The sequence below is a fragment of the Methylobacterium sp. Leaf399 genome (assembly GCF_001424525.1).
Taxonomy (GTDB): domain Bacteria; phylum Pseudomonadota; class Alphaproteobacteria; order Rhizobiales; family Beijerinckiaceae; genus Methylobacterium.
In genome coordinates this window covers 282,746-302,150 of the sequence record NZ_LMQK01000030.1, presented here as the reverse complement: position 1 = coordinate 302,150, position 19,405 = coordinate 282,746, and the positions used below count along the sequence as shown (strand labels likewise).

General features: G+C 69.3%; 19 protein-coding genes and 1 tRNA gene. 12 read left to right on the top strand and 8 right to left on the bottom strand.

Translation table 11 applies throughout. The features are described from left to right. Nucleotides 1-194 precede the first annotated feature (194 nt). A complete protein-coding gene (gene flhA / locus ASG40_RS14785) occupies nucleotides 195-2,333 on the bottom strand; it encodes a flagellar biosynthesis protein FlhA (protein WP_055887197.1) in 2,139 nt (712 codons plus the stop codon). 187 nt (nucleotides 2,334-2,520) lie between these two features. Between flhA and ASG40_RS21525 the strand changes: the two genes are divergently transcribed. Next, nucleotides 2,521-2,901 (top strand): hypothetical protein, encoded by a 381-nt coding sequence (locus ASG40_RS21525; protein WP_055887188.1) that lies wholly within the window; start codon nucleotides 2,521-2,523, stop codon nucleotides 2,899-2,901. 45 nt (nucleotides 2,902-2,946) lie between these two features. Beyond that, nucleotides 2,947-3,672, top strand: a complete 726-nt coding sequence (locus ASG40_RS14775; RefSeq protein ID WP_244472302.1) for a hypothetical protein — start codon at nucleotides 2,947-2,949, stop codon at nucleotides 3,670-3,672. A gap of 136 nt (nucleotides 3,673-3,808) precedes the next feature. On the opposite strand, the gene ASG40_RS20710 is transcribed toward ASG40_RS14775, so the two are convergent. From ASG40_RS20710 to dnaK, 4 genes are all read right to left on the bottom strand, one after another. Next, nucleotides 3,809-4,162, bottom strand: coding sequence for a hypothetical protein (locus ASG40_RS20710; protein WP_156387736.1), 354 nt, complete (start codon nucleotides 4,160-4,162; stop codon nucleotides 3,809-3,811). Between the two features lie 185 nt (nucleotides 4,163-4,347). Then, the gene (locus tag ASG40_RS14765; protein WP_055887182.1) at nucleotides 4,348-4,998 is read right to left on the bottom strand and encodes a class I SAM-dependent methyltransferase; all 651 of its coding nucleotides are present in this window, start codon (nucleotides 4,996-4,998) and stop codon (nucleotides 4,348-4,350) included. A gap of 166 nt (nucleotides 4,999-5,164) precedes the next feature. Further along, nucleotides 5,165-6,334 carry a molecular chaperone DnaJ gene (gene dnaJ, locus ASG40_RS14760; RefSeq protein WP_055887179.1) on the bottom strand — a complete coding sequence of 390 codons (1,170 nt, stop codon included), beginning with the start codon at nucleotides 6,332-6,334 and terminating at the stop codon, nucleotides 5,165-5,167. A gap of 130 nt (nucleotides 6,335-6,464) precedes the next feature. After that, complete coding sequence (dnaK, locus tag ASG40_RS14755; protein ID WP_055887176.1) at nucleotides 6,465-8,381, bottom strand: molecular chaperone DnaK; 1,917 nt, start codon at nucleotides 8,379-8,381, stop codon at nucleotides 6,465-6,467. Nucleotides 8,382-8,745: 364 nt separating this feature from the next. Between dnaK and ASG40_RS14750 the strand changes: the two genes are divergently transcribed. Further along, nucleotides 8,746-9,747 carry a hypothetical protein gene (locus ASG40_RS14750; RefSeq protein WP_055887173.1) on the top strand — a complete coding sequence of 334 codons (1,002 nt, stop codon included), beginning with the start codon at nucleotides 8,746-8,748 and terminating at the stop codon, nucleotides 9,745-9,747. Between the two features lie 135 nt (nucleotides 9,748-9,882). Here the strand turns inward: ASG40_RS14750 and ASG40_RS14745 are convergent, their stop codons facing one another. Then, nucleotides 9,883-10,602, bottom strand: coding sequence for a response regulator (locus ASG40_RS14745; protein WP_055887171.1), 720 nt, complete (start codon nucleotides 10,600-10,602; stop codon nucleotides 9,883-9,885). Between the two features lie 248 nt (nucleotides 10,603-10,850). On the opposite strand from ASG40_RS14745, the gene ASG40_RS14740 reads away from it, so the two are divergent. The 4 genes from ASG40_RS14740 to ASG40_RS14725 all read left to right on the top strand — a co-directional run bounded on the left by ASG40_RS14740 (nucleotide 10,851) and on the right by ASG40_RS14725 (nucleotide 13,662). Further along, entirely contained in the window at nucleotides 10,851-11,132 is a 282-nt protein-coding gene (locus tag ASG40_RS14740; protein WP_055887168.1) for an accessory factor UbiK family protein, read from the top strand. Nucleotides 11,133-11,433: 301 nt separating this feature from the next. Then, nucleotides 11,434-11,937: a YbjN domain-containing protein gene (locus ASG40_RS14735; RefSeq protein ID WP_055887166.1), complete on the top strand. Its 504-nt coding sequence runs from the start codon at nucleotides 11,434-11,436 to the stop codon at nucleotides 11,935-11,937. 8 nt (nucleotides 11,938-11,945) lie between these two features. Next, a complete protein-coding gene (gene proC / locus ASG40_RS14730; protein ID WP_055887164.1) occupies nucleotides 11,946-12,749 on the top strand; it encodes a pyrroline-5-carboxylate reductase in 804 nt (267 codons plus the stop codon). A gap of 133 nt (nucleotides 12,750-12,882) precedes the next feature. Then, nucleotides 12,883-13,662 (top strand): hypothetical protein, encoded by a 780-nt coding sequence (locus ASG40_RS14725; RefSeq protein WP_055887161.1) that lies wholly within the window; start codon nucleotides 12,883-12,885, stop codon nucleotides 13,660-13,662. 14 nt (nucleotides 13,663-13,676) lie between these two features. Here ASG40_RS14725 and ASG40_RS14720 read toward each other — a convergent pair whose 3' ends face one another. Beyond that, entirely contained in the window at nucleotides 13,677-14,489 is an 813-nt protein-coding gene (locus tag ASG40_RS14720) for an AprI/Inh family metalloprotease inhibitor (RefSeq protein ID WP_082524087.1), read from the bottom strand. Then, nucleotides 14,486-15,475, bottom strand: a complete 990-nt coding sequence (locus tag ASG40_RS14715; RefSeq protein WP_156387735.1) for a 2-hydroxyacid dehydrogenase — start codon at nucleotides 15,473-15,475, stop codon at nucleotides 14,486-14,488. Before ASG40_RS14715 ends, ASG40_RS14720 begins: the two co-directional genes overlap by 4 nt. Nucleotides 15,476-15,643: 168 nt before the next feature. On the opposite strand from ASG40_RS14715, the gene leuC reads away from it, so the two are divergent. From leuC to ASG40_RS14695, 5 genes are all read left to right on the top strand, one after another. Further along, nucleotides 15,644-17,056: a 3-isopropylmalate dehydratase large subunit gene (gene leuC, locus ASG40_RS14710; protein ID WP_055887158.1), complete on the top strand. Its 1,413-nt coding sequence runs from the start codon at nucleotides 15,644-15,646 to the stop codon at nucleotides 17,054-17,056. A gap of 82 nt (nucleotides 17,057-17,138) precedes the next feature. After that, a tRNA-Leu gene (locus ASG40_RS14705) sits at nucleotides 17,139-17,223 on the top strand. 93 nt (nucleotides 17,224-17,316) lie between these two features. Beyond that, complete coding sequence (locus tag ASG40_RS20705; RefSeq protein ID WP_244480628.1) at nucleotides 17,317-17,772, top strand: DUF6538 domain-containing protein; 456 nt, start codon at nucleotides 17,317-17,319, stop codon at nucleotides 17,770-17,772. 165 nt (nucleotides 17,773-17,937) lie between these two features. After that, nucleotides 17,938-18,201 carry a hypothetical protein gene (locus tag ASG40_RS14700; RefSeq protein ID WP_055887155.1) on the top strand — a complete coding sequence of 88 codons (264 nt, stop codon included), beginning with the start codon at nucleotides 17,938-17,940 and terminating at the stop codon, nucleotides 18,199-18,201. Nucleotides 18,202-18,462: 261 nt separating this feature from the next. Beyond that, nucleotides 18,463-19,353 (top strand): ImmA/IrrE family metallo-endopeptidase, encoded by an 891-nt coding sequence (locus ASG40_RS14695; RefSeq protein ID WP_055887152.1) that lies wholly within the window; start codon nucleotides 18,463-18,465, stop codon nucleotides 19,351-19,353. The last annotated feature ends 52 nt before the right edge of the window (nucleotides 19,354-19,405 follow it).

The window sequence follows — 19,405 nt, the reverse complement described above, 5'->3', positions numbered from 1 at the left end:
TCCCGCAAGAACATCGAACACGTGCCCCGTCGACCACCCTGGCCCGCTGTCGACCATCAGGCGCCGCGAAACACTAACGTCGGGTGACTCCGACACGTCGATTACCCAGCGACACCTTAGCGAGCCAGGGTTGCGAACCGAACCCTGCATCAGGGTTAGCGAACTCCTGATGCGACCTGTGGTCCGGCGCTCGCTCAGACCGATCCCACCGTCCGCAACCGTGCCCGCGGGTGGATCTCGGCCTGGCTCAGCACGGCGGTCTCGCGGCGGAAACGCTCGATGATCGAGCGCACGAAGGGCCTCGCCTGCACCGAGGTGACGAGGACCGGCATCTCGCCCATGCGCGCGGCCGTCTCGAAGCGGTCGCGCACGGTGTTGACGAACTCGGTGAGCTTCGACGGCTGCATCGCGAGGTAGCGCTCGTCGCGCTCCCCGGCGATGGCGTCGAGAAAGGCCTGCTCCCAGGCCGGCGACAGGGTGATGATCGGCAGCGTCCCCTGCCCGTCCTGGTACTGCGCGCAGATCTGGCGGCCCAGCCGCGCACGGACGTGCTCGACGATGTCGCGCGGGTTCTTCACGCTGCCCGACACCTCGGCGATTCCCTCGACGATGGCGCCGAGATCGCGGATCGAGACCCGCTCGGCGAGCAGGAACTGCAGCACCCGCTGGATCCCCGTCGTGCCGATCTGGCTCGGCACCACCTCCTTCAGGAGGTCGGCGTGGTCCTTCGAGAGTTCGCGCAGCAGCTTCTGCACCTCGACGTGGTTAAGGAGTTCCGAGACGTGCGCCTTGATGATCTCGGTCAGATGCGTCGAGACCACGGTGGCGGCATCCACCACGGTGTAGCCCTTCATCTGGGCCTGATCGCGCAGGGATGCGTCGATCCAGGTGGCGGGCAGGCCGAAGGTGGGCTCCAGCATGTGCTGGCCGGGGAGCTGCACCTGGCCGCCCATCGGGTCCATCGCCATGAACTGGCCGGGGAAGATCTGGCCGGTGCCGGCCTCGATCTCCTTGACGCGCACCACGTAGGCGTTGGCGTCGAGCTGGACGTTGTCGAGGATGCGGACCGAGGGCATCACGAAGCCGAGTTCGCCGGCGAGCTGGCGGCGCAAGGCTTTGATCTGGTCCGTCAGCCGGTCTTGGCCCTCGGGACCGTTGACCATGGCCAGCAGGGCGTAGCCCATCTCCAGCTTGAGGTCGTCGAGCTTGAGGAGGTCGGTGACCGTCTCCTCCTTGGCGGCCTGGGCGGCGGCCACCGCGCCCGCATCCATCGGCGCGCCGTCGGCGTCCAGCGGCGGCGCCTCGCGGGCGACCTTGGCGATCTTCCAGGCGGCGTAGCCCGAGGCGCCGGCGAGCCCCAGGAACGGCAGCATCGGCATGCCCGGCAGGAGCGCGATCAGCACCATGACGCCGGCCGACATGCCGAGCGCCTTGGGGTAGTTGGCGAGCTGCTTGCCGAGCGCCTTGTCGGCCGAGCCCTTCACGCCCGCCTTCGAGACGAGGATGCCGGCCGCGGTGGAGACGATGAGCGCGGGCACCTGGCTGGCGAGCCCGTCGCCGATGGTGAGCAGGGTATAGGTCTTGGCCGCCTGCATGAACGGCATGCCCTGCTGGGCGACGCCGATGATGATGCCGCCGATGACGTTGATGAAGGTGATGAGCAGCGCGGCCACCGCGTCTCCGCGCACGAACTTCGAGGCACCGTCCATGGCGCCGAAGAACGAGGATTCCTCTTCCAGGGCGGCGCGGCGGGACTTGGCGACCTTCTCGTCGATGAGCCCGGCCGAGAGGTCGGCGTCGATGGCCATCTGCTTGCCGGGCATGGCGTCGAGGGTGAAGCGGGCGGCGACCTCGGCGATGCGGCCCGAGCCCTTCGTGATGACGACGAAGTTCACGATGATCAGGATCGCGAACACGATGATCCCGATGACGAAGTTGCCCCCCATCACGAAGTTGCCGAACGCCTCGATGACGTGGCCGGCCGCCGCCGTGCCCTCGTGGCCGTGCCCGAGGATGAGCCGCGTCGAAGCGAGGTTGAGAGCGAGCCTGAGCAGGGTCGCCACCAGCAGCAGCGTCGGGAAGACCGTGAACTCGAGCGGGTTGTCGATGAACAGGCCGGTCATCATGATCAGCACAGAAATGATGATCGAGACCGCCAGGAGCAGGTCGAGCAGGAACGCCGGCAGCGGGAAGATCAGCACCGTCAGGATGCCCATCACCGCGGTGGCGAAGAACAGGTCGGTGCGCTTGGAGAAGGCGTTAAGGTTCTCGCGCGTCGGCATCGCCAGGCGGGTGAACTCGCCGACCCGGGCGGGGGGTGCCGCTTCGCTCATCGTGGCTCCTGAGGATCCGGCACCCGCGCTGCGCGGGATTCGGACCCGGCAAGATTTGCCGGGTTCAGGGTTAGCGGACCGTTAACGGCCGCCCTCCGAGCCGCCCCCGGCGGGGCCGGACAAGGAACCAAGACTCCTCCGAACTGCTTGAACAGACAGCAACCTGCATCGATCCGAGGAGCTTTCCATGCGCTTGTCCCTTCTCACTGCCGCTTTTCTCATCACCACCGGGGCCGCCTTCGCACAGGCACCCGATGCCAAGCCGATGGAGACCAAGCCCGCAGAGACCAAGCCCGCAGAGATCAAGCCCATGACGGCGCCGGCCGCGACCCCGGCGACCAAGGACGGCGCCCCCCATGCCGCCACCGGCAGCGTCGGGCAGCCGCTCGAATCGGGCGCCAACAGCTTCACCGAAGCCCAGGTAAAGGAGCGCTTCGCCAAGATGGGCTTCGGCACCGTCAAGGATCTGCGCAAGGACGACGCCGGCATCTGGCGCGGCACCGCCGAGCATGCCGGCAAGCCGGTGACCATCGGCATGGACTTCAAGGGCAACGTCGCCGCGCAGTAGCGCCGGCAGCCGTCCCCTTTTCCCCAGCGAGAGAGAGTTGATCCCATGGCAACCCGTACCCTGACAGGCCTATTCGACGATTATGCCGCCGCCGCCCGTGCGGTGGACGCCATCGAGGCGGCCGGTGTCCCCAACGGCGACATCAGCATCGTCGCCAACAACACCGACGACCGGCATTCCGGTCTCCCCGGCACCACGAACCACACCACCGGCACCACCCACAAGGCCGTCGCCGACGAGGGCGATGCCACGGATGGGGCGGGAACCGGCGCGACCCTCGGCACCGTGCTGGGCGGCGGCGCGGGCCTGCTGACGGGCCTCGGCCTGATGGCGATCCCCGGCGTGGGCCCCGTCGTCGCGGCCGGCTGGCTGGTGGCGACCCTGACCGGTGCCGGCGTCGGCGCGGCGGCCGGCGGTCTGCTCGGCGCCCTGACCGGCGCCGGCTTGAGCGACTCGGAAGCCGAGCATTATGCCGAGGGCGTGCGCCGCGGCGGCACCCTCGTCACGGTCCGGACCGAGGAGGCCCATGTCGCGCGCGTCACGGCGCTCCTGTCCGAGCACGGTGCGATCGACCTCGATACCCGGGCGGAGAACTGGCGGGCCGAAGGTTGGACCGGCGGTACCCTGACCGAGACGCGCACGGGCTCCCACGACGTCGGCACGACGCGCCCCGGTGCGCCGGCCGCCGGCCTCGGCACCGAGACCGGACGGACCCTGCTCGGGTCGGAGCCGACCGCCGCCGAGCGCGAGAAGCGCGGGATCGTCGGCTGACGCATTCCCGGCCGGACCGGTCTGGTCCGGTCTGCGAAAACGAAAACACCCGCGTCGGGAAACCGACGCGGGTGTTTTCGTCTCTAAAGGCTACTCTGGCCCTCCGTCCGCGAGAGCCGCTCAGACAGTCTGGCGCTCAATAGTAGTCGCGGCGGCGGCCGTAGCCATAGCCGTCGTGGCCGCGGTGGTGATGGTGGCCGCGCCAGCCGCCGTGGTGCCCACCCCAGCCGCGTCCGCGATGGCCGCCCCAGCCGTCACCGCGATGACCGCCGCCCCAGCCGTAGCCGCGATGGTGGTGGTGATGGCGATGTCCGCCGCCCCAACCATACTGAACCGGGACCACGTCGGGCTGCGCATCCTGAACCAGGGCCGATGCCGGCGCCAACGGCGCAGCCTCGGCGCCGACGGACGCTGCGCCGGACACACCGAGCGCGATCGCGGCGGCCAGCATCCATGTTTGCGATCGGGTCGTCAGGTCACGAAAGGCCATGCCGGTCTCCATCGGGTCGGTTCACCGGGACGATCCCGGTGTGTGCGACGGACCCTAGGGAGCGGCGACTGAACCGATGCTGATGCCCGGCTTCAGGATCCGTTCGGCAACGGGCGTGGATGGTACGCAGGCCGGGGCGTCGTCCGGGGCGTTTCTCGGTCCGCGACGGTCCGAACCTTCGTCCCTCACGGGCGGCGATAGACCCAGACGCGGGCGGGGGGCAGGTTCAGCCAGACCTTGTTGGACCGGCTCGCCATGTAGCTGCCGGCGTCGCAACGCTTGGGGATCGGCGGCACGAGGGCGTAGGTGAACTGGACGAAGGGCGCGTCGGGCCGCATCAGATCGTGCGCCGCGTTGAGGAGGCCGAGGCGCTGCTCCAGGGGCTTGGTGAACAGCGGCAGGCTGGACACGGTGGCGGCGGCCTTGCCGGCCAGGAGCGGCCCCGCCGTCTCGGCGATCGCATAGGCGTCGCCCTGGACGATGGTGGCGCGGGGAAACCGCCGCCGCAGCAACGCGCAGAAGTCGGGGTTGTACTCGATCAGGATGAGCCGTTCCTGGGCGACGCCGCGGCGGACCAGGGCGTCGGTGACCGGACCGGTGCCGGGACCGAGTTCGATCACCGGGCCGTCGAGGCGCGGATCGACGTAGGACGCCATGGTGCGGGCAAGCATCTTGCCCGAGGGCGTCACCGATCCGGTGACGAGGGGCCGCTCGAACCAGGATCGGAGGAACCGGGCCTCGTCCTCCAGCGGATCGCGCTTCTCGCGGCCGGCTTGCGCCGCGGCGAAGCGCTTGTCGGTCGAGGATTTGGCACCGGAAGGGCGAAGCGACGGCAAGACCCAACGTCCTCACATGACGAACGACAAAGAAAGGCTAGACGACGAAAGACACGCTACAGTCAAGCTGCTGTCGGCCGGGCAAGGCCCGGGCCGGCGCGCCATCCCGATGGCATCGGTGCCGCTGCCATAACCGTGGCAGGCGGCGATTTGATCCGGCCCCTCGTCACGTGCGTGCGGTGCCGCCGAGACCGCCCAGGAAATCGCGCATCTTGGAGAAGAATCCCGCGCTTTCCGGGTGAGTGGCATCGGAGGCCGACTGGTCGAATTCCTGGAGGAGTTCGCGCTGGCGCTTGGTCAGGCTCTGGGGCGTTTCGACGAAGACCTGGATGTAGAGATCGCCGACGTCGCGCGAGCGCAGCACCGGCATGCCCTTGCCCTTGATGCGGAACTGTTTGGCGGTCTGGGTCCCGGCCGGGATGCGGACCTGGGTCTGGGTGCCGTCGATCACCGGCACGGTGATGTCGCCCGACAGGGCCGCCGTCACCATGGAGATCGGCACGCGGCAGAACAGGTCGGCGCCGTCGCGCTGGAAGAAGGTGTGCGGCTTGATCGAGAGGAACACGTAGAGGTCGCCGGCCGGACCGCCGCGCTGGCCGGTCTCGCCCTCTCCGGCGAGGCGAATACGCAGGCCGTCGTCGACGCCCGCGGGCACGTTGATCGAGAGGGTGCGCTCGCGGGTGACGCGACCGGCGCCGGAACAGGAGGCGCAGGGGTCGTCGACGATCTCGCCGCGTCCGTGGCAGTTCGGGCAGGTCCGCTCGATCGCGAAGAACCCCTGTGCCGCCCGCACCCGGCCGTAGCCGCCGCAGGTGGTGCAGGGGCGCGGCTTCGAGCCGGGCTTGGCGCCGGTGCCGCCGCAGGGCTCGCAGGTGATGGCGGTGGGGATCGTGATCGTCTCCGCCTTGCCCGCGTAGGCCTCCTCCAGGGAGATCTCGAGGTTGTAGCGCAGGTCGGCCCCGCGCTCTCGGCCCGGCTGGGCGCGGCCACGCCCGCCCCCGGCCGCGGCACCCGGCCCGGCCCGGCCGTCGCCGAAGAAATTGTCGAAGATGTCCGACATGAAGTCGCCGAACTCGTTGCCGAATCCGGGGCCGCCCGGCGCGCCGCCCTGGCTGAAGGCGGCGTGGCCGAAGCGGTCGTAGGCGGCGCGCTTCTGCCCGTCGGAGAGGCACTGGTAGGCCTCGTTGAGCTCCTTGAACTTGAGCTCCGCCTCCTTGTCGCCCGGGTTGCGGTCCGGGTGGTGGACCATGGCGAGCTTGCGGAAGGCCACCTTCAGTTCGCCGTCGGACGCGGTCTTGGAGACGCCCAGAATCTCGTAATAGTCCCGCTTCGACATGCCTGCCCTCAGGTCCGCACAGGCCGATCCCCGGGCCGTGGAGCCCAGGGATCAAAGCCGTCATCGCTCAACGATATGATCGAGAAGAGCGGGGCCGGCCAGACGGCCGGTCCCGCGCCAGGACGTGGGCTCACGCCCGCTTCTTCTGGTCCTTGTCGTCGACTTCCGAGAAGTCGGCGTCGATCACGTCGTCCTTCTTCGCTTCGGCGCCGGCCGCGGCCTCCGGGCCGCCCTCCGGCGTCTGGCTGGCCGCGTACATGGCCTCGCCGAGCTTCATCGAGGCCTGCATCAGGTCGGTGGTGCGTGCCTTAATGGTCTCGACGTCCTCGCCTTCGAGGGCCGTGCGCAGCGCCGTCATCGCCGTCTCGATCCCGGCCTTGTCCTCGGCCGAGACCTTGTCGCCGTACTCCTTCACCGACTTCTCGGTGGCATGGATCAGGCTCTCGCCCTGGTTCTTCACCTCGACGACTTCGCGGCGCTTCTTGTCGGCCTCGGCGTTGGCCTCGGCGTCCTTGACCATCTTCTCGATGTCCGCATCCGAAAGGCCGCCCGAGGCCTGGATGCGGATCTGGTGCTCCTTGTTCGTCGCCTTGTCCTTGGCCGTCACGTTGACGATGCCGTTGGCGTCGATGTCAAAGGTCACCTCGATCTGCGGCAGGCCGCGGGGTGCCGGGGGAATGCCCATCAGGTCGAACTGACCGAGCATCTTGTTGTCGGCCGCCATCTCGCGCTCACCCTGGAAGACCCGGATGGTGACCGCGTTCTGGTTGTCCTCGGCCGTCGAGAAGGTCTGCGACTTCTTCGTCGGGATGGTGGTGTTGCGGTCGATGAGCCGGGTGAACACGCCGCCCAGGGTCTCGATGCCGAGCGACAGCGGGGTCACGTCGAGGAGCAGCACGTCCTTGACGTCGCCCTGGAGCACGCCGGCCTGGACCGCCGCGCCGATGGCCACGACCTCGTCGGGGTTGACGCCCTTGTGGGGCTCCTTGCCGAAGAAGGCCTTCACGACCTCCTGGATCTTGGGCATGCGGATCATGCCGCCAACGAGCACGACCTCGTCGATCTCGGAGGCCGAGACGCCGGCGTCCTTGAGGGCCTTGCGGCAGGGCTCGATCGTGCGCTGGACGAGGTCGTCGACCAGGCTCTCGAACTTGGCGCGGCTGAGCTTGAGCGCGAGGTGCTTCGGACCCGTCGCATCGGCGGTGATGTAGGGCAGGTTGATCTCGGTCTGGGTGGCCGAGGACAGCTCGATCTTGGCCTTCTCGGCGGCCTCCTTGAGGCGCTGGAGGGCGAGCTTGTCCTTGGTGAGGTCGATACCCTGCTCGCGCTTGAACTCGGTGGTCAGGTATTCGACCACGCGGTTGTCGAAGTCCTCGCCGCCGAGGAAGGTGTCGCCGTTGGTGGACTTCACCTCGAACACGCCGTCACCGATCTCGAGGATCGAGACGTCGAAGGTGCCGCCGCCGAGATCGTAGACCGCGATGGTGCCGGCCTTCTTCTTGTCGAGGCCGTAGGCCAGCGCCGCGGCGGTGGGCTCGTTGATGATGCGCAGCACCTCGAGGCCGGCGATCTTGCCGGCGTCCTTGGTGGCCTGGCGCTGGGCGTCGTTGAAGTAGGCGGGCACGGTGATGACGGCCTGCGTCACCGGCTGGCCGAGATGCGCCTCGGCGGTCTCCTTCATCTTCTGCAGGGTGAAGGCGGAGATCTGCGAGGGCGAATACTTCTTGCCGTCGGCCTCGACCCAGGCGTCGCCGTTGTCGCCGCGCGCGATGGTGTAGGGCACGAGGCCCTTGTCCTTCTGGGTCATCGGGTCGTCGTAGGTGCGACCGACGAGACGCTTAATCGCGAAGAAGGTGCGCTCGGGGTTGGTGACCGCCTGGCGCTTGGCCGGCTGGCCGACCAGGCGCTCGCCGTCGTCGGTGAAGGCAACGATGGAAGGCGTGGTGCGCGCGCCTTCCGCATTCTCGATGACCTTGGGCTGCGTGCCTTCCATGACGGCCACGCAGGAATTGGTGGTGCCCAAGTCGATGCCGATAACTTTACCCATGGTGGGATCCCTCTCGTGATGCTCTGCAAGCAGACCGCCGAGCCCCGGAGCAGCTCGGCCCATGGCGGTGCAAACTGAATGTCGTAAGACCGGAGTCGGGCCCGGATCGCAGGGCCGAAACGGCCCGATCCGGGTCTTAATCCCGCGCCCCGCCGGATATAAGAAGGTGGATGCGGAGCCGCAAGACGACGGCCCGCCGATGTTCCGGCGTCGCCTCCCCGGCGATCCTGTAGAAGTCGAAGACGAACCACGTCTTCGTCCGACGGATCGACCTGTTGCGGGAACGCCACGTTCGGCCAGCCGACGACGTGTTAGTCTGTCGCCGACATTTCAAGTCTCGACGGCCGGCGGCCGGAAAGTTTCGATGCGTTCCACCCGCGTTCTCCTCCTGGCGGCCCTGATGCCGGCGAGCCTCGTCCCCGCGGGCCTGGCCGCCCTGCCGCGGACGGCGGTGGCGCAATCGTTCTTCGAGGAGCTATTCGGGATCGGCAAGGCCGCCAAGCCGCCGGTGCCGCCGCGCGGGGTGCCGACCGCGCCGCCGGCCCAGGCGCCGGCCGGCGACCCCTCACCGGCGGGCGCGCCGGGGGAACCCGGCACCGATGCGCCCCGGCCCGCGCCCGCTCCCCTGAAGCCGGTCATGCTCAAGGTCCCGGCGGAGGACAACGTCTTCGGCCAGGAGCTGATGCGCAACGGCTCGGGCGGCAGCCTCAAGCTCGAACGCTCGGGCTCCGCCATCGTGGTGCGCGCGACCCTTCCGGGCACGAAGGTCTCTCAGGCGGCCGAGACCTGCAAGGTGCCCCTGAACGACGGCGCTCCGGTCACCCTCACCCCCGAGGCCAGGACCGACGGCATCGCCCGGTTCGAGGTGGCGGGCGGCGAATGCCCCCTGCGCTTCGAGGTGCTGGATGGCGCGGTCCTGGTGACGCCGCTGTCGGGCGGCCCGGTCTGCACCTTCGCGGCGGCCGATTGCGCGACCACGCCTGGGGGCCTGTGGGGGCCGGGAGCCGCGAGTCTGATCCCGCGCTCGAGCGAATTCGACACCGCCCGCGGCGTCGCCGACAAGGCGGTGCGCGACAACTACAAGGTGATGACGCAGCGCGCGCGCGGCCAGGACGTCCGGCCCATCGTCACCGAGCAGGCGGCGTTCTCCTCCGACCGCGAGCAGATCTGCCGCAACTACGCCCGCGAGGGCAGCCACGGCTTCTGCCACGTCCGGATCTCGGAAGGCCGGGCCATCGCCCTGGCGACCCGCCTGGGCGTCAGCCCGGCCACCGCCGCGGCCCCGAGCGCCAGCGCCACCCCGCGTCCGCGCCGGCCCAAGCCCGCGGTGGAGGGGCTGAACCCCGACGGTGGATTTGCGGATTGATACGGTTTCCATCTGGATGAAGCGGGACCCGGATCACCGAGCCCCTGCGGCGCCAGAGCCAAGCCCATGTCCGCATCACGAAGTGATCGACCGGACAAGGTGTGAGCCGGGAGATGTCCGAATTCGACCTCGGGCTCAGGTGCGCTCGACCTCCGGTGTGAACAGGTAGCCGCCCGAGCGGATCGTGCGGATGATCTCGGGGTTGCGCGGATCACCCTCGATCTTCTGCCGGATCCGGCTGATCAGGACGTCGATGCTGCGCTCGTAGGGGCCGGCGGCGCGCCCCTGTGTCAGGTCGAGGAGCTGGTCGCGGGACAGGACGCGGCCCGGGCGCAGGCACAGGGCTTGGAGCAGGTCGAATTCCGCCCCCGTGATCGCCACCCGCGCCTGCTCCGGGCTCAGGAGCTGGCGCAGGGAGACGTCGAGGGTCCAGCCGAGGAAGCTCAGGCGCCGCACGCCCTCCTCGGTGGTCTCGCCGGCCGATCCGCGGCGCAGGATGGCGCGGATCCGCGCCAGGAGTTCGCGCGGGTTGAACGGCTTGCCGAGATAGTCATCCGCGCCGATCTCGAGGCCGATGATGCGGTCGATCTCCTCGGCCTTGGCGGTCAGCATCAGGATCGGCACCGCCGACTCCCGGCGGATGCGCCGACACAGGCACAGGCCGTCCTCCCCCGGCAGCATCAGGTCGAGGACCACGAGGTCGACCCGCGAATCCGCCAGGCGCCGGTCCATCTCGCGCCCGTCGCCGGCCAGGGTCACCCGGCAGTCGTTGGCGCGCAGGTAGCGGGCGACGAGGGCGCTGATCTCGCGGTCGTCCTCGACTACGAGGATGTGGGGGGTGGCGGTGGCGTTCATGGGGTGGCCGGGGCGTATCCTGACGATCGGAACCTCGAGGTTATGCCGCGAGCCGCCCGGCTGTCGAAGGCCAAGGACCCGGCGAAATTGTAAGCGTGTGTGTCTCGCCTGGCCCCGCCTGGACGATCCCGGCGGAATGCCCGGCGCGCATTGCCCTGCGTGCCCGCGATTCTTATGTCGGGCCTGACGCCGATTCCGATGCCGCCTTCCTGGCCCGGTGCGGTTCCTCGACCCGACAGGAGACGACGATGCCGCCCTCAAACCGCCTCTTCGACGAGTTCGCCCGTCTCGCCACCGATGCCGCCGGGGCCGCGCAGGGCGTGCGCCGGGAGGCCGAGACGGTGTTCAAGGCCCAGGTCGAGCGCCTGATCCGCGACATGGACATCGCCTCGCGCGAAGAGGTCGACGTCCTGCGCGACCTCGTGGCCGCCCTGCGCAGCCAGAACGACGCCCTGGCCGCCCGCGTCGCCGCCCTGGAAGGCGCGTCGGCGCCGGTCCGCACGGCGCCCGGAGCCACCGAGTCACTGTGACGCAAGGCCCCGTCGCGGGGTGAACTGGCGCAGGCGCTTGTGCACAGGAAGGAACGGTGGACCGTCGCTTTCCTGTTCATGCGCCGCGCCGACCGCTTTGAAACGGGAGTCCGGCCCGGTCTATAGTCGGGAACGCACTGATTCGCCGACCCCGACCGCCACCGCCGTGACCGTCTAAGCTTTGGTTTTGTCGCCCTAAATCTTGCGCTGCAGTGTCAGGCTGCGGTGCAGGACGGCGATGCCGTCGCCGCTGGTCTCAACACGTCTCGACGATCCCGCCGGATCGCCAAACTGGACCGCCATGACCCTCCTGCATATCGAAGCTCACGACCGTAACGAGCACCCCCTCGACACCGTCGAGCGGCTCGCCTCCCTGCGCGACTGGATCTTCGACCGTGCCGAGACCGACGAGATGTCGGTGGCCGTCTCCGGGCGCTGGGCCGATTACCACGTCGCCTTCACCTGGATCGAGGACGTCGAGGCCCTGCACGTGGCCTCCGCCTTCGACATCAAGGTCCCCGAGCGTCGGCGGACCGAGGTGCTCAACCTCGTCTCCCTCATCAACGAGCAGCTCTGGATCGGGCATTTCGACCTGTGGTCCACCGACAGCGTCGTGATGTTCCGCCACTCCCTGCTGCTGACGGGGGGCGCCGTGCCGACCCAGGCCCAATGCGCGATGATGCTCAAGTCGGCCGTGGACGCCTGCGAGCGCCACTACCAGGCCTTCCAGTTCGTGATCTGGGCCGGCAAGCCGGCGCGCGAGGCCCTCGACGCCGTCCTGTTCGAGACCGAGGGCGAGGCCTGACCGTCGCGATGCTGCCCGCCTCCCTCACCCTCGTCGGCGCCGGCAAGATGGGTGGCGCGATGCTGGCAGGCTGGCTGCGCGCCGGCCTCGATCCGGCCCGCACCGTGGTGATCGATCCCTCGCCTTCGCCCGAGGCGACCGCCCTGTGCGCCGAGCACGGTCTCGCCCTCAATCCCGCCTCTTCGGCGCCGGCCGATGTCCTGGTGCTGGCCGTCAAGCCGCAGGGGCTGGCCGAGGCGGCTCCCGGGCTGGCGCCGCTGCTGGGGCCGCGGACGCTGGTCCTCTCGATCCTGGCGGGCAAGACCATCGCCGACCTCATGGCGCGGCTGCCCACCGATGCGGTGGTGCGGGCGATGCCGAACCTGCCCGCCAGCGTCGGGCGCGGCGCCACCGGCGCGGTCGCCGGTGCCGGGGTCACCGCCCTGCAGCGGGCCCAGGCCGATGCGCTCCTCGCCTGCGTCGGCCTCGTAGAATGGCTTGAGGCGGAGGCGCTGATCGATGCGCTCACCGCCGTCTCGGGTTCGGGCCCGGCCTATGTGTTCCACCTCGTCGAGGCTTTGGCGGAGGCCGGATGCGCCGCGGGCCTGCCGCAGGACATGGCCCGGCGCCTGGCGCGCGCCACCGTGGCGGGGGCGGGCGCCCTCCTCGATGCCGATCCGCGCGAGGCCTCGCAGCTGCGCCGCGACGTGACCTCGCCCGGCGGCACCACCGCCGAGGCCCTGGCGGTCCTGATGCGCGAGGACGGCCTCACCGCCCTGATGCGCGAGGCGGTGGCCGCGGCCGCGCGCCGGGCCGGCGAGCTGTCGGGCTGACGACCGCTCCGCCGGATTCGCGGCGCTGACCGCCCGTCCGCGTTCGATCGCGGGCCAAAGCGGCGTCGCAGCCCTCTAACCCAAACCGGTCCCGTGCCTTAGATGAGGGGCGTTGGAAGAGGACCGGACAGCCATGGACGACAACGACGCCTCGCCCCGCCAGAACGGCACGGACCTCACGTCTGCCGGTCCCGCGACCGCCGCGACAGCGAAGGCGGCCAAGCGCGATGCCGGAAAACCGAAGTCTCCCAAGCGCGAGGAGGCCGTCGAGGCGTTGATGCGGCTCGCCGCCGAGCAGCCCTGGAACGACATCGAGATCGGCGACATCGCCCGGGAAGCCGGGATGACCCTCGCCGAGTTGCGCGACCTGTTCCCCTCCAAGGGCGCAGTGCTCGGCGGCCTCTCGCGGATGATCGACCACGTGGTCCTCGACGCGGACACCTCGGACCTGGCCGAGGAGCCGACCCGCGAGCGCCTGTTCGACGTGCTGATGCGCCGCCTCGACGCGATGACCCCCTACAAGCCGGCCCTGCGCCGGATCGCCTATGCTCTACGCGGCGACCCGCTCTCGATGCTGGCCCTCAACGGCGTCGCCCTCAACTCCCACCGCTACATGCTGGCGGCGGCCGGCATCAACACCGAGGGGCCGCTCGGTCGCCTCAAGCTCCAGGGCGTGGTCATCGCCTTCGCCCGCACCGTCGAGACCTGGTTCGACGACGAGGACCCGGCGCTCGCCCGCACCATGGCGCGCCTCGACAAGGAGATCCGCGGCGGCGAACGGCTGATGGAACGGGCCGAGGATGCCCGCCGCCTCACCGCGCCCCTGCGTGCGATCGGGCGCTCGCTCCTCGACCGCCGTCCCCGCCGCAGCGATCGTGACCGGACGGATGCCGATCCGGCCGCGATGATCTGAGGCTTGGGATCGGCTTAGGGCTCGACCCGGCGCAGCACGAAGGTGGTGCCGACGTCCGGGTCGCGCCGCCAGCGGCCCTCACCGACCGGGACGAGCTCGACCGTGTGGCCGCGCTTGGCCCGCAGGGTCATGCGGCCTTGACCCGCCTGCCACAGCACCGGATCGAACACCGCGATCCCGGTGTCGCGGCAACCTTCGACGAGCCGCACCGGGGCGGGCTTGGCCGCCTCTCCCGCCAGCAGTTCGACGCGGCAGACATCCTGTTCCTTGAACCGGTCTAGGGCGTAGAGGCCCGGCGCCGGATCCGGCCCGCCGGCTCCGGCAGGCCGCGCCAGGGGATCGCGCGGGCCGTCCTGCGGCGCGGCCGCCGGCATCGCGGCGGCCTCCGCCGCACCGGTGGCCGCGATCTGCAGGGGCACCAGGCTGTAGGCCTCGCCGTCCTCCAGGCCGGCGCCGTAGCTGCGCGCGTCCGACCGGCGCTTGAAGGCGAGGACCGGGCGCACGTCCTTGTCCACCAGCCGGATCGCATCCTCGGTGAACAGCCAGCCGGCCACCCGGTTGAGCACCGGCAGCGCCCGCCGGCAGCCGGCCGGGAAGGTGAGCCGGCGCCCGGCCTCGCCGCTGGCGGCCGACAACGTGAGCACGCAGCGGCGGGTGCTGGCGTCGCGCGACAGGTCCCAGGTTCCCGGCACGCCGGCCAGGGTCTGGGGCAGGCTCGGAACGAAGGCGGGCGCCCCGGCTTCCGCCGGTGCCGTTGCGTCCTGCGCATGGAGCGGGCCGGCGAGCGCGAGGCCCGCCGCCAGGACGGTGGCGCCGATGCGGATCATGGACGTGTCCTCACGGTGGTCTCGCTCCACGGCGTCTCGGGAACCGGGGTGAGGGGGCCGCCCCCGTCGAACCAGGAGCGCAGGTTGTCGACGACGAGCCGGCCCATCGCCGCGCGGGTATGGTCGGTGCCCGAACCCACATGGGGCAGCAGCACCACCTGATCGAGGGCGACGAGGGCCGCCGGCACCTGCGGCTCCCTGGCATAGACGTCGAGGCCGGCGCTGCGGATCGTCCCCGCCGTCAGGGCCGCGACCAGGGCGTCCTCGTCGACCACGCTGCCGCGGGCGACGTTCACGAGGATGCCCTCGGGGCCCAGGGCCGCCAGGACCGCCGCGTCCACCATTCCCCGGGTCGCCGGGCCGCCGGGGGCGACGACAATCAGCACGTCGACGGCCTGCGCCAGGCCGAGGAGGGAGGGGTGATAGTCGTAGGCGACGCCTGCCTGCCGGTTGCGGCCGTGATAGGCGATCGCGACGCCGAAACCCTCGAGGCGCCGTGCCACCGCCCGGCCGATCCGGCCGAGGCCGAGGATGCCGATCCGGCGCCCGCGCAGGGTCGCGGTGAGGGGAAACGAGCGCTGCGGCCAGTGTCCCGCGCGCAGGTGGCGGTCGGCCTGCGGGATCTGCCGGACGGTGGCGAGCAGGAGCCCCAATGTGAGGTCCGCCACCTCCTCGTCGAGCACATCGGGGGTATGGGTGACGACGATGCCCCGCCCCGCGGCGGTGCGCACGTCGATGGTGTCGTAGCCGACCCCGAAGCTCGCCACGATCTCGATCGCCGGCAGTTTCGCCAGCAACGCGGCGTCGACGGGGGCCTGCGCGCCCACCGCGAGTCCTCGGATGCGAGGGCCGATTTCGGCGAGGAATGCCGCGCCGTCCGCGGCGAGGTCGAGGCGATGGAGGGTGAAGCGGGCGGCCAGGGCCTCCATCACGCTCGGCTGCATCGCCTTGAGGAGCAGGAGATCGATGGATCGGGCTGCCGTCACGGTTGCTCTCGCACGTTTCCCGTCCCGTCCCTGCCGGCCCCGCCTGTCGGGGCCGCAGGCCAGCCATAGCCCGGCTCCATCCGTGCGGCCACTTCCGAAACCGCATCGGAGACACTACTAAGGAACCTCGATCCCATTCCGGCACGCAACACGGCTTTCGCAACGATCATGACGGCCCCGCGCACCCTCTACGACAAGATCTGGGACGACCACGTCGTCGACGTCGAACCCGACGGCACCACCCTGCTCTACATCGATCGCCACCTCGTCCACGAGGTCACCAGCCCGCAGGCCTTCGAGGGGCTGCGCGTGGCCGGCCGCAGGGTGCGCCATCCCGAAAAGACCCTCGCGGTGGTCGATCACAACGTCCAGACCTCGGACCGCAGCTTCGGGATCGAGGATCCGGAGAGCCGCATCCAGCTGGAAGCGCTGGCCGAGAACGTGCGCGACTTCGGCATCGAGTTCTACGATGCGCTCGACCGGCGCCAGGGCATCGTCCACGTCATCGGCCCCGAGCAGGGCTTCACCCTGCCCGGCCAGACCATCGTCTGCGGCGACAGCCACACCTCGACCCACGGCGCCTTCGGGGCGCTGGCGCACGGCATCGGTACCTCGGAGGTCGAGCACGTGCTCGCCACCCAGACCCTGCTGCAGCGCAAGGCCAAGAATATGCGCGTGACCGTGGACGGCACCCTGCCGCCCGGCGTGACCGCCAAGGACATCATCCTGGCCATCATCGGCGAGATCGGCACCGCCGGCGGCACAGGCTATGTCATCGAATACGCCGGCGAGGCGATCCGCGCCCTCTCGATGGAGGGGCGGATGACGATCTGCAACATGTCGATCGAAGGCGGCGCGCGGGCCGGCCTCGTGGCGCCCGACGCCACCACCTACGCTTACGTGAAGGGCCGCCCGAAGGCGCCCCGCGGCGCGCTGTTCGACCGGGCCCAGGCCTATTGGGAAAGCCTCGTCACCGACGAAGGCGCCCATTTCGACCGCGAGGTCCGCCTCGACGCCGCCGCCCTGCCGCCGATCGTGAGCTGGGGAACGAGCCCCGAGGACGTGGTCTCGGTCCTGGGCGCCGTGCCCGACCCGGCGGCGATCCCCGACGAGAACAAGCGCCAATCGAAGGAGAAGGCCCTCGACTACATGGGCCTCACGCCCGGCACCCGGATCACCGACATCACCCTCGACCGGGTCTTTATCGGCTCCTGCACCAACGGCCGCATCGAGGACCTGCGCACGGTCGCCCGGATGGTGGAGGGCCGCAAGGTCCACCCGAGCGTCTCGGCCATGGTGGTGCCGGGCTCGGGCCTCGTGAAGGCGCAGGCCGAGGCCGAGGGCATCGACCGCATCCTCAAGGAGGCGGGGTTCGACTGGCGCGAGCCGGGCTGCTCCATGTGCCTCGGCATGAACGCCGACCGGCTGAGCCCGTTCGAGCGCTGCGCGTCGACCTCGAACCGCAATTTCGAGGGCCGCCAGGGCCACCGCGGCCGCACGCACCTGGTTTCCCCCGCGATGGCGGCGGCGGCGGCGGTGGCCGGCCGCTTCGTCGACATCCGCGACTGGACCGGTCGCTGAGGCAAAACCCCGAAATCCCGATTGACGTCGTGGGCCGCCCCGCCTAAACGACCCACGACGGCAGCCGCGATGCGGCTGACGGGCCCAGGTGGCGGAATTGGTAGACGCGCTGGTTTCAGGTACCAGTCTTGCAAGAGGTGAAGGTTCGAGTCCTTTCCTGGGCACCATCAGCCGGCTAAGCCGCTGATCCGCAGAACGAAATAGCAAAATCAGGGACTTACACTGCCCGGTTGGTACAAACGGGTGGTACAATGACGTTGATGACGACGCGTCCCTGGAAGCATCCCAAGACCGCCTCCTACTACCTGCGCCGTGCCGTGCCGCTCGAACTGCGCGCACTCGTCGGCAAGCGCGAGGAGAAGGTCAGTCTCGGCACCAAAGATCCTATTGAGGCGAAGCGCCTGCACGCCGTCGCCCTCATGGAACTGGAGCAGCGTTGGGCGGCGTTGAGGGTGGGACCACGCCGCCTGAGCGAGCGTGAGGCGCATGAACTGCTGCCCTCCTCTACGAGCGCTGGATCGGCCACTATCGAGAGGAGCCGAGCCGGCAGACCTTCTGGCGCATCGAACTGGGCGACAAGCTGTGGCCGCGCAGATGCGATCATCGGCCACTCGCACCGGTCGATTGGAGATCAGTATGGCGAGTATGATGTGTCAGCGATGAAGAGAGAGCTGGAAAAAATACCAGCTGTTGCAGAGAGCTTTTCGCATGCGTGAAGGGTTCGAAGTCCTGCGTTGCTAGAAGTAAATTTGAAAAGGCCTATCATCGATGCGATGTAAGTATACGATTTCGCTGCTACGAGGAGACGCGTTTCGGGCCTATCTTCGAAGCAGTTCAGACGAAGGGGGCGGTTAATTTAGAATTAACGGGAGTGATCGGCGATGGTAGGGACTGACGATTACCTCCGAACGCTCCTCGATCAGGCGGCGGCAGAGGAAGCGTTCCTCGATTGCCTGCGCCAAGCTGAGGATGCCCGGCCGAACGGTGTCGCTGTTTCGCTTGCGTCAACTCCTCTCGTGTCTTTGATGATTACGAACCAGCAACGGGCGAAGTTACGGGAGCTTGGCTTCTCAGAGGAAGCCATTCGGATGATGACGCCCGCCGAGGCGCACGCGCAGCTCGGGCTAGGCAAGCCGAGCCTCTGAGCACGATGTCACCGGCCCATGCTGTCGGGAAAAGCTGTTCGGCCTAGCGTTCGCCGCCCTGCCAGCTTGGCAAGCGCGGCAGCAATTTCAGTTTACCCCAAGCCGTTGGATGATACGGACCGCCCTTCACGTCGGCATGGCCTTTACTGGCGATGGCGCAGTTGGGTGAGCGCCCGCACGAACTGCCTGCAGTCCGGTCTCGGGATCGCGGGTGCGTGGTAGCCCTATGAATCGGCTCAGGGACGGGAAGGGGCTGCGCGGATGCCGATCAGCAGGATAGACCTCACGGGCGCGGGCTCGCCGGAGGCGCTCGTCAAAGGCATCCTAAAGGCCGAGCCGAACCTTCCGGTGCCCGTGCCGATCCAGGAGCTGTGCACGCGCCTCGGCATCCTAAGGATCGAGGACTTCGACACCAACGAGTTCGAGGGCGTCCTCCTGACCGACGCGAAGCGGTCCGAAGGATCCATCCTCGCCAAGCGCGGGGGCGAACCGCGTCGCCGCTTCACCATTGCGCACGAACTCGGCCACTTTCTCATGGGGCACCACGTCCCGGATCAGCCCGGCCGGTTCGAGTGCAAGAGTTCTGACCTGCTACGCGTCAACGCGAAAGAGGGCGATCAGCGGCAGCGCAGGGAGGTCGAGGCCAACCGCTTCGCCACCCTCATCTTGATGCCCCCGCACCTGCTACGGGGCGCCATGGCAGGCTTTCGCGAGCCCGATCTTCAACACGTTCTTGCGCTCGCGCGCGACTTCTCGGTCGGCAAGGAGACGGCGGCTCGGTCCTACGTACAGTACCATCCCGCGCGGATCGCCATTGTCGTGGCGGGCAACGGCCGGGTGCAACGCTGCTACCGCAGCCTCTCCTTTCCAGCCATCATCTGCGCAGTCGGCAGCCCGGTCCCGACAAGCTCGCTCTATCACAGCGGTTCGCATCGGCCGAACATCGCGAGCGACAGGGCCGCGTGCAGTCCCGATCTCTGGATCGATGTAAGGCGCGACCTTCGCGCGCCGTCCCTCTACGAGCAGGTGTACCTACAGCAGAATGGCTTCGCGATGATCCTCCTGCGTCTGGAACCCGTCCCGGAGGAGAGCGCGGAGGAGCGCAGGCTGGAGGAGGGCTGGCGTTACCGCTTCCATTCAGGGCGACGCTAGGCGACACTTCCGCAGGCTCGGATACGAAGCGCCGCTCCGACTTCGGCTGAAC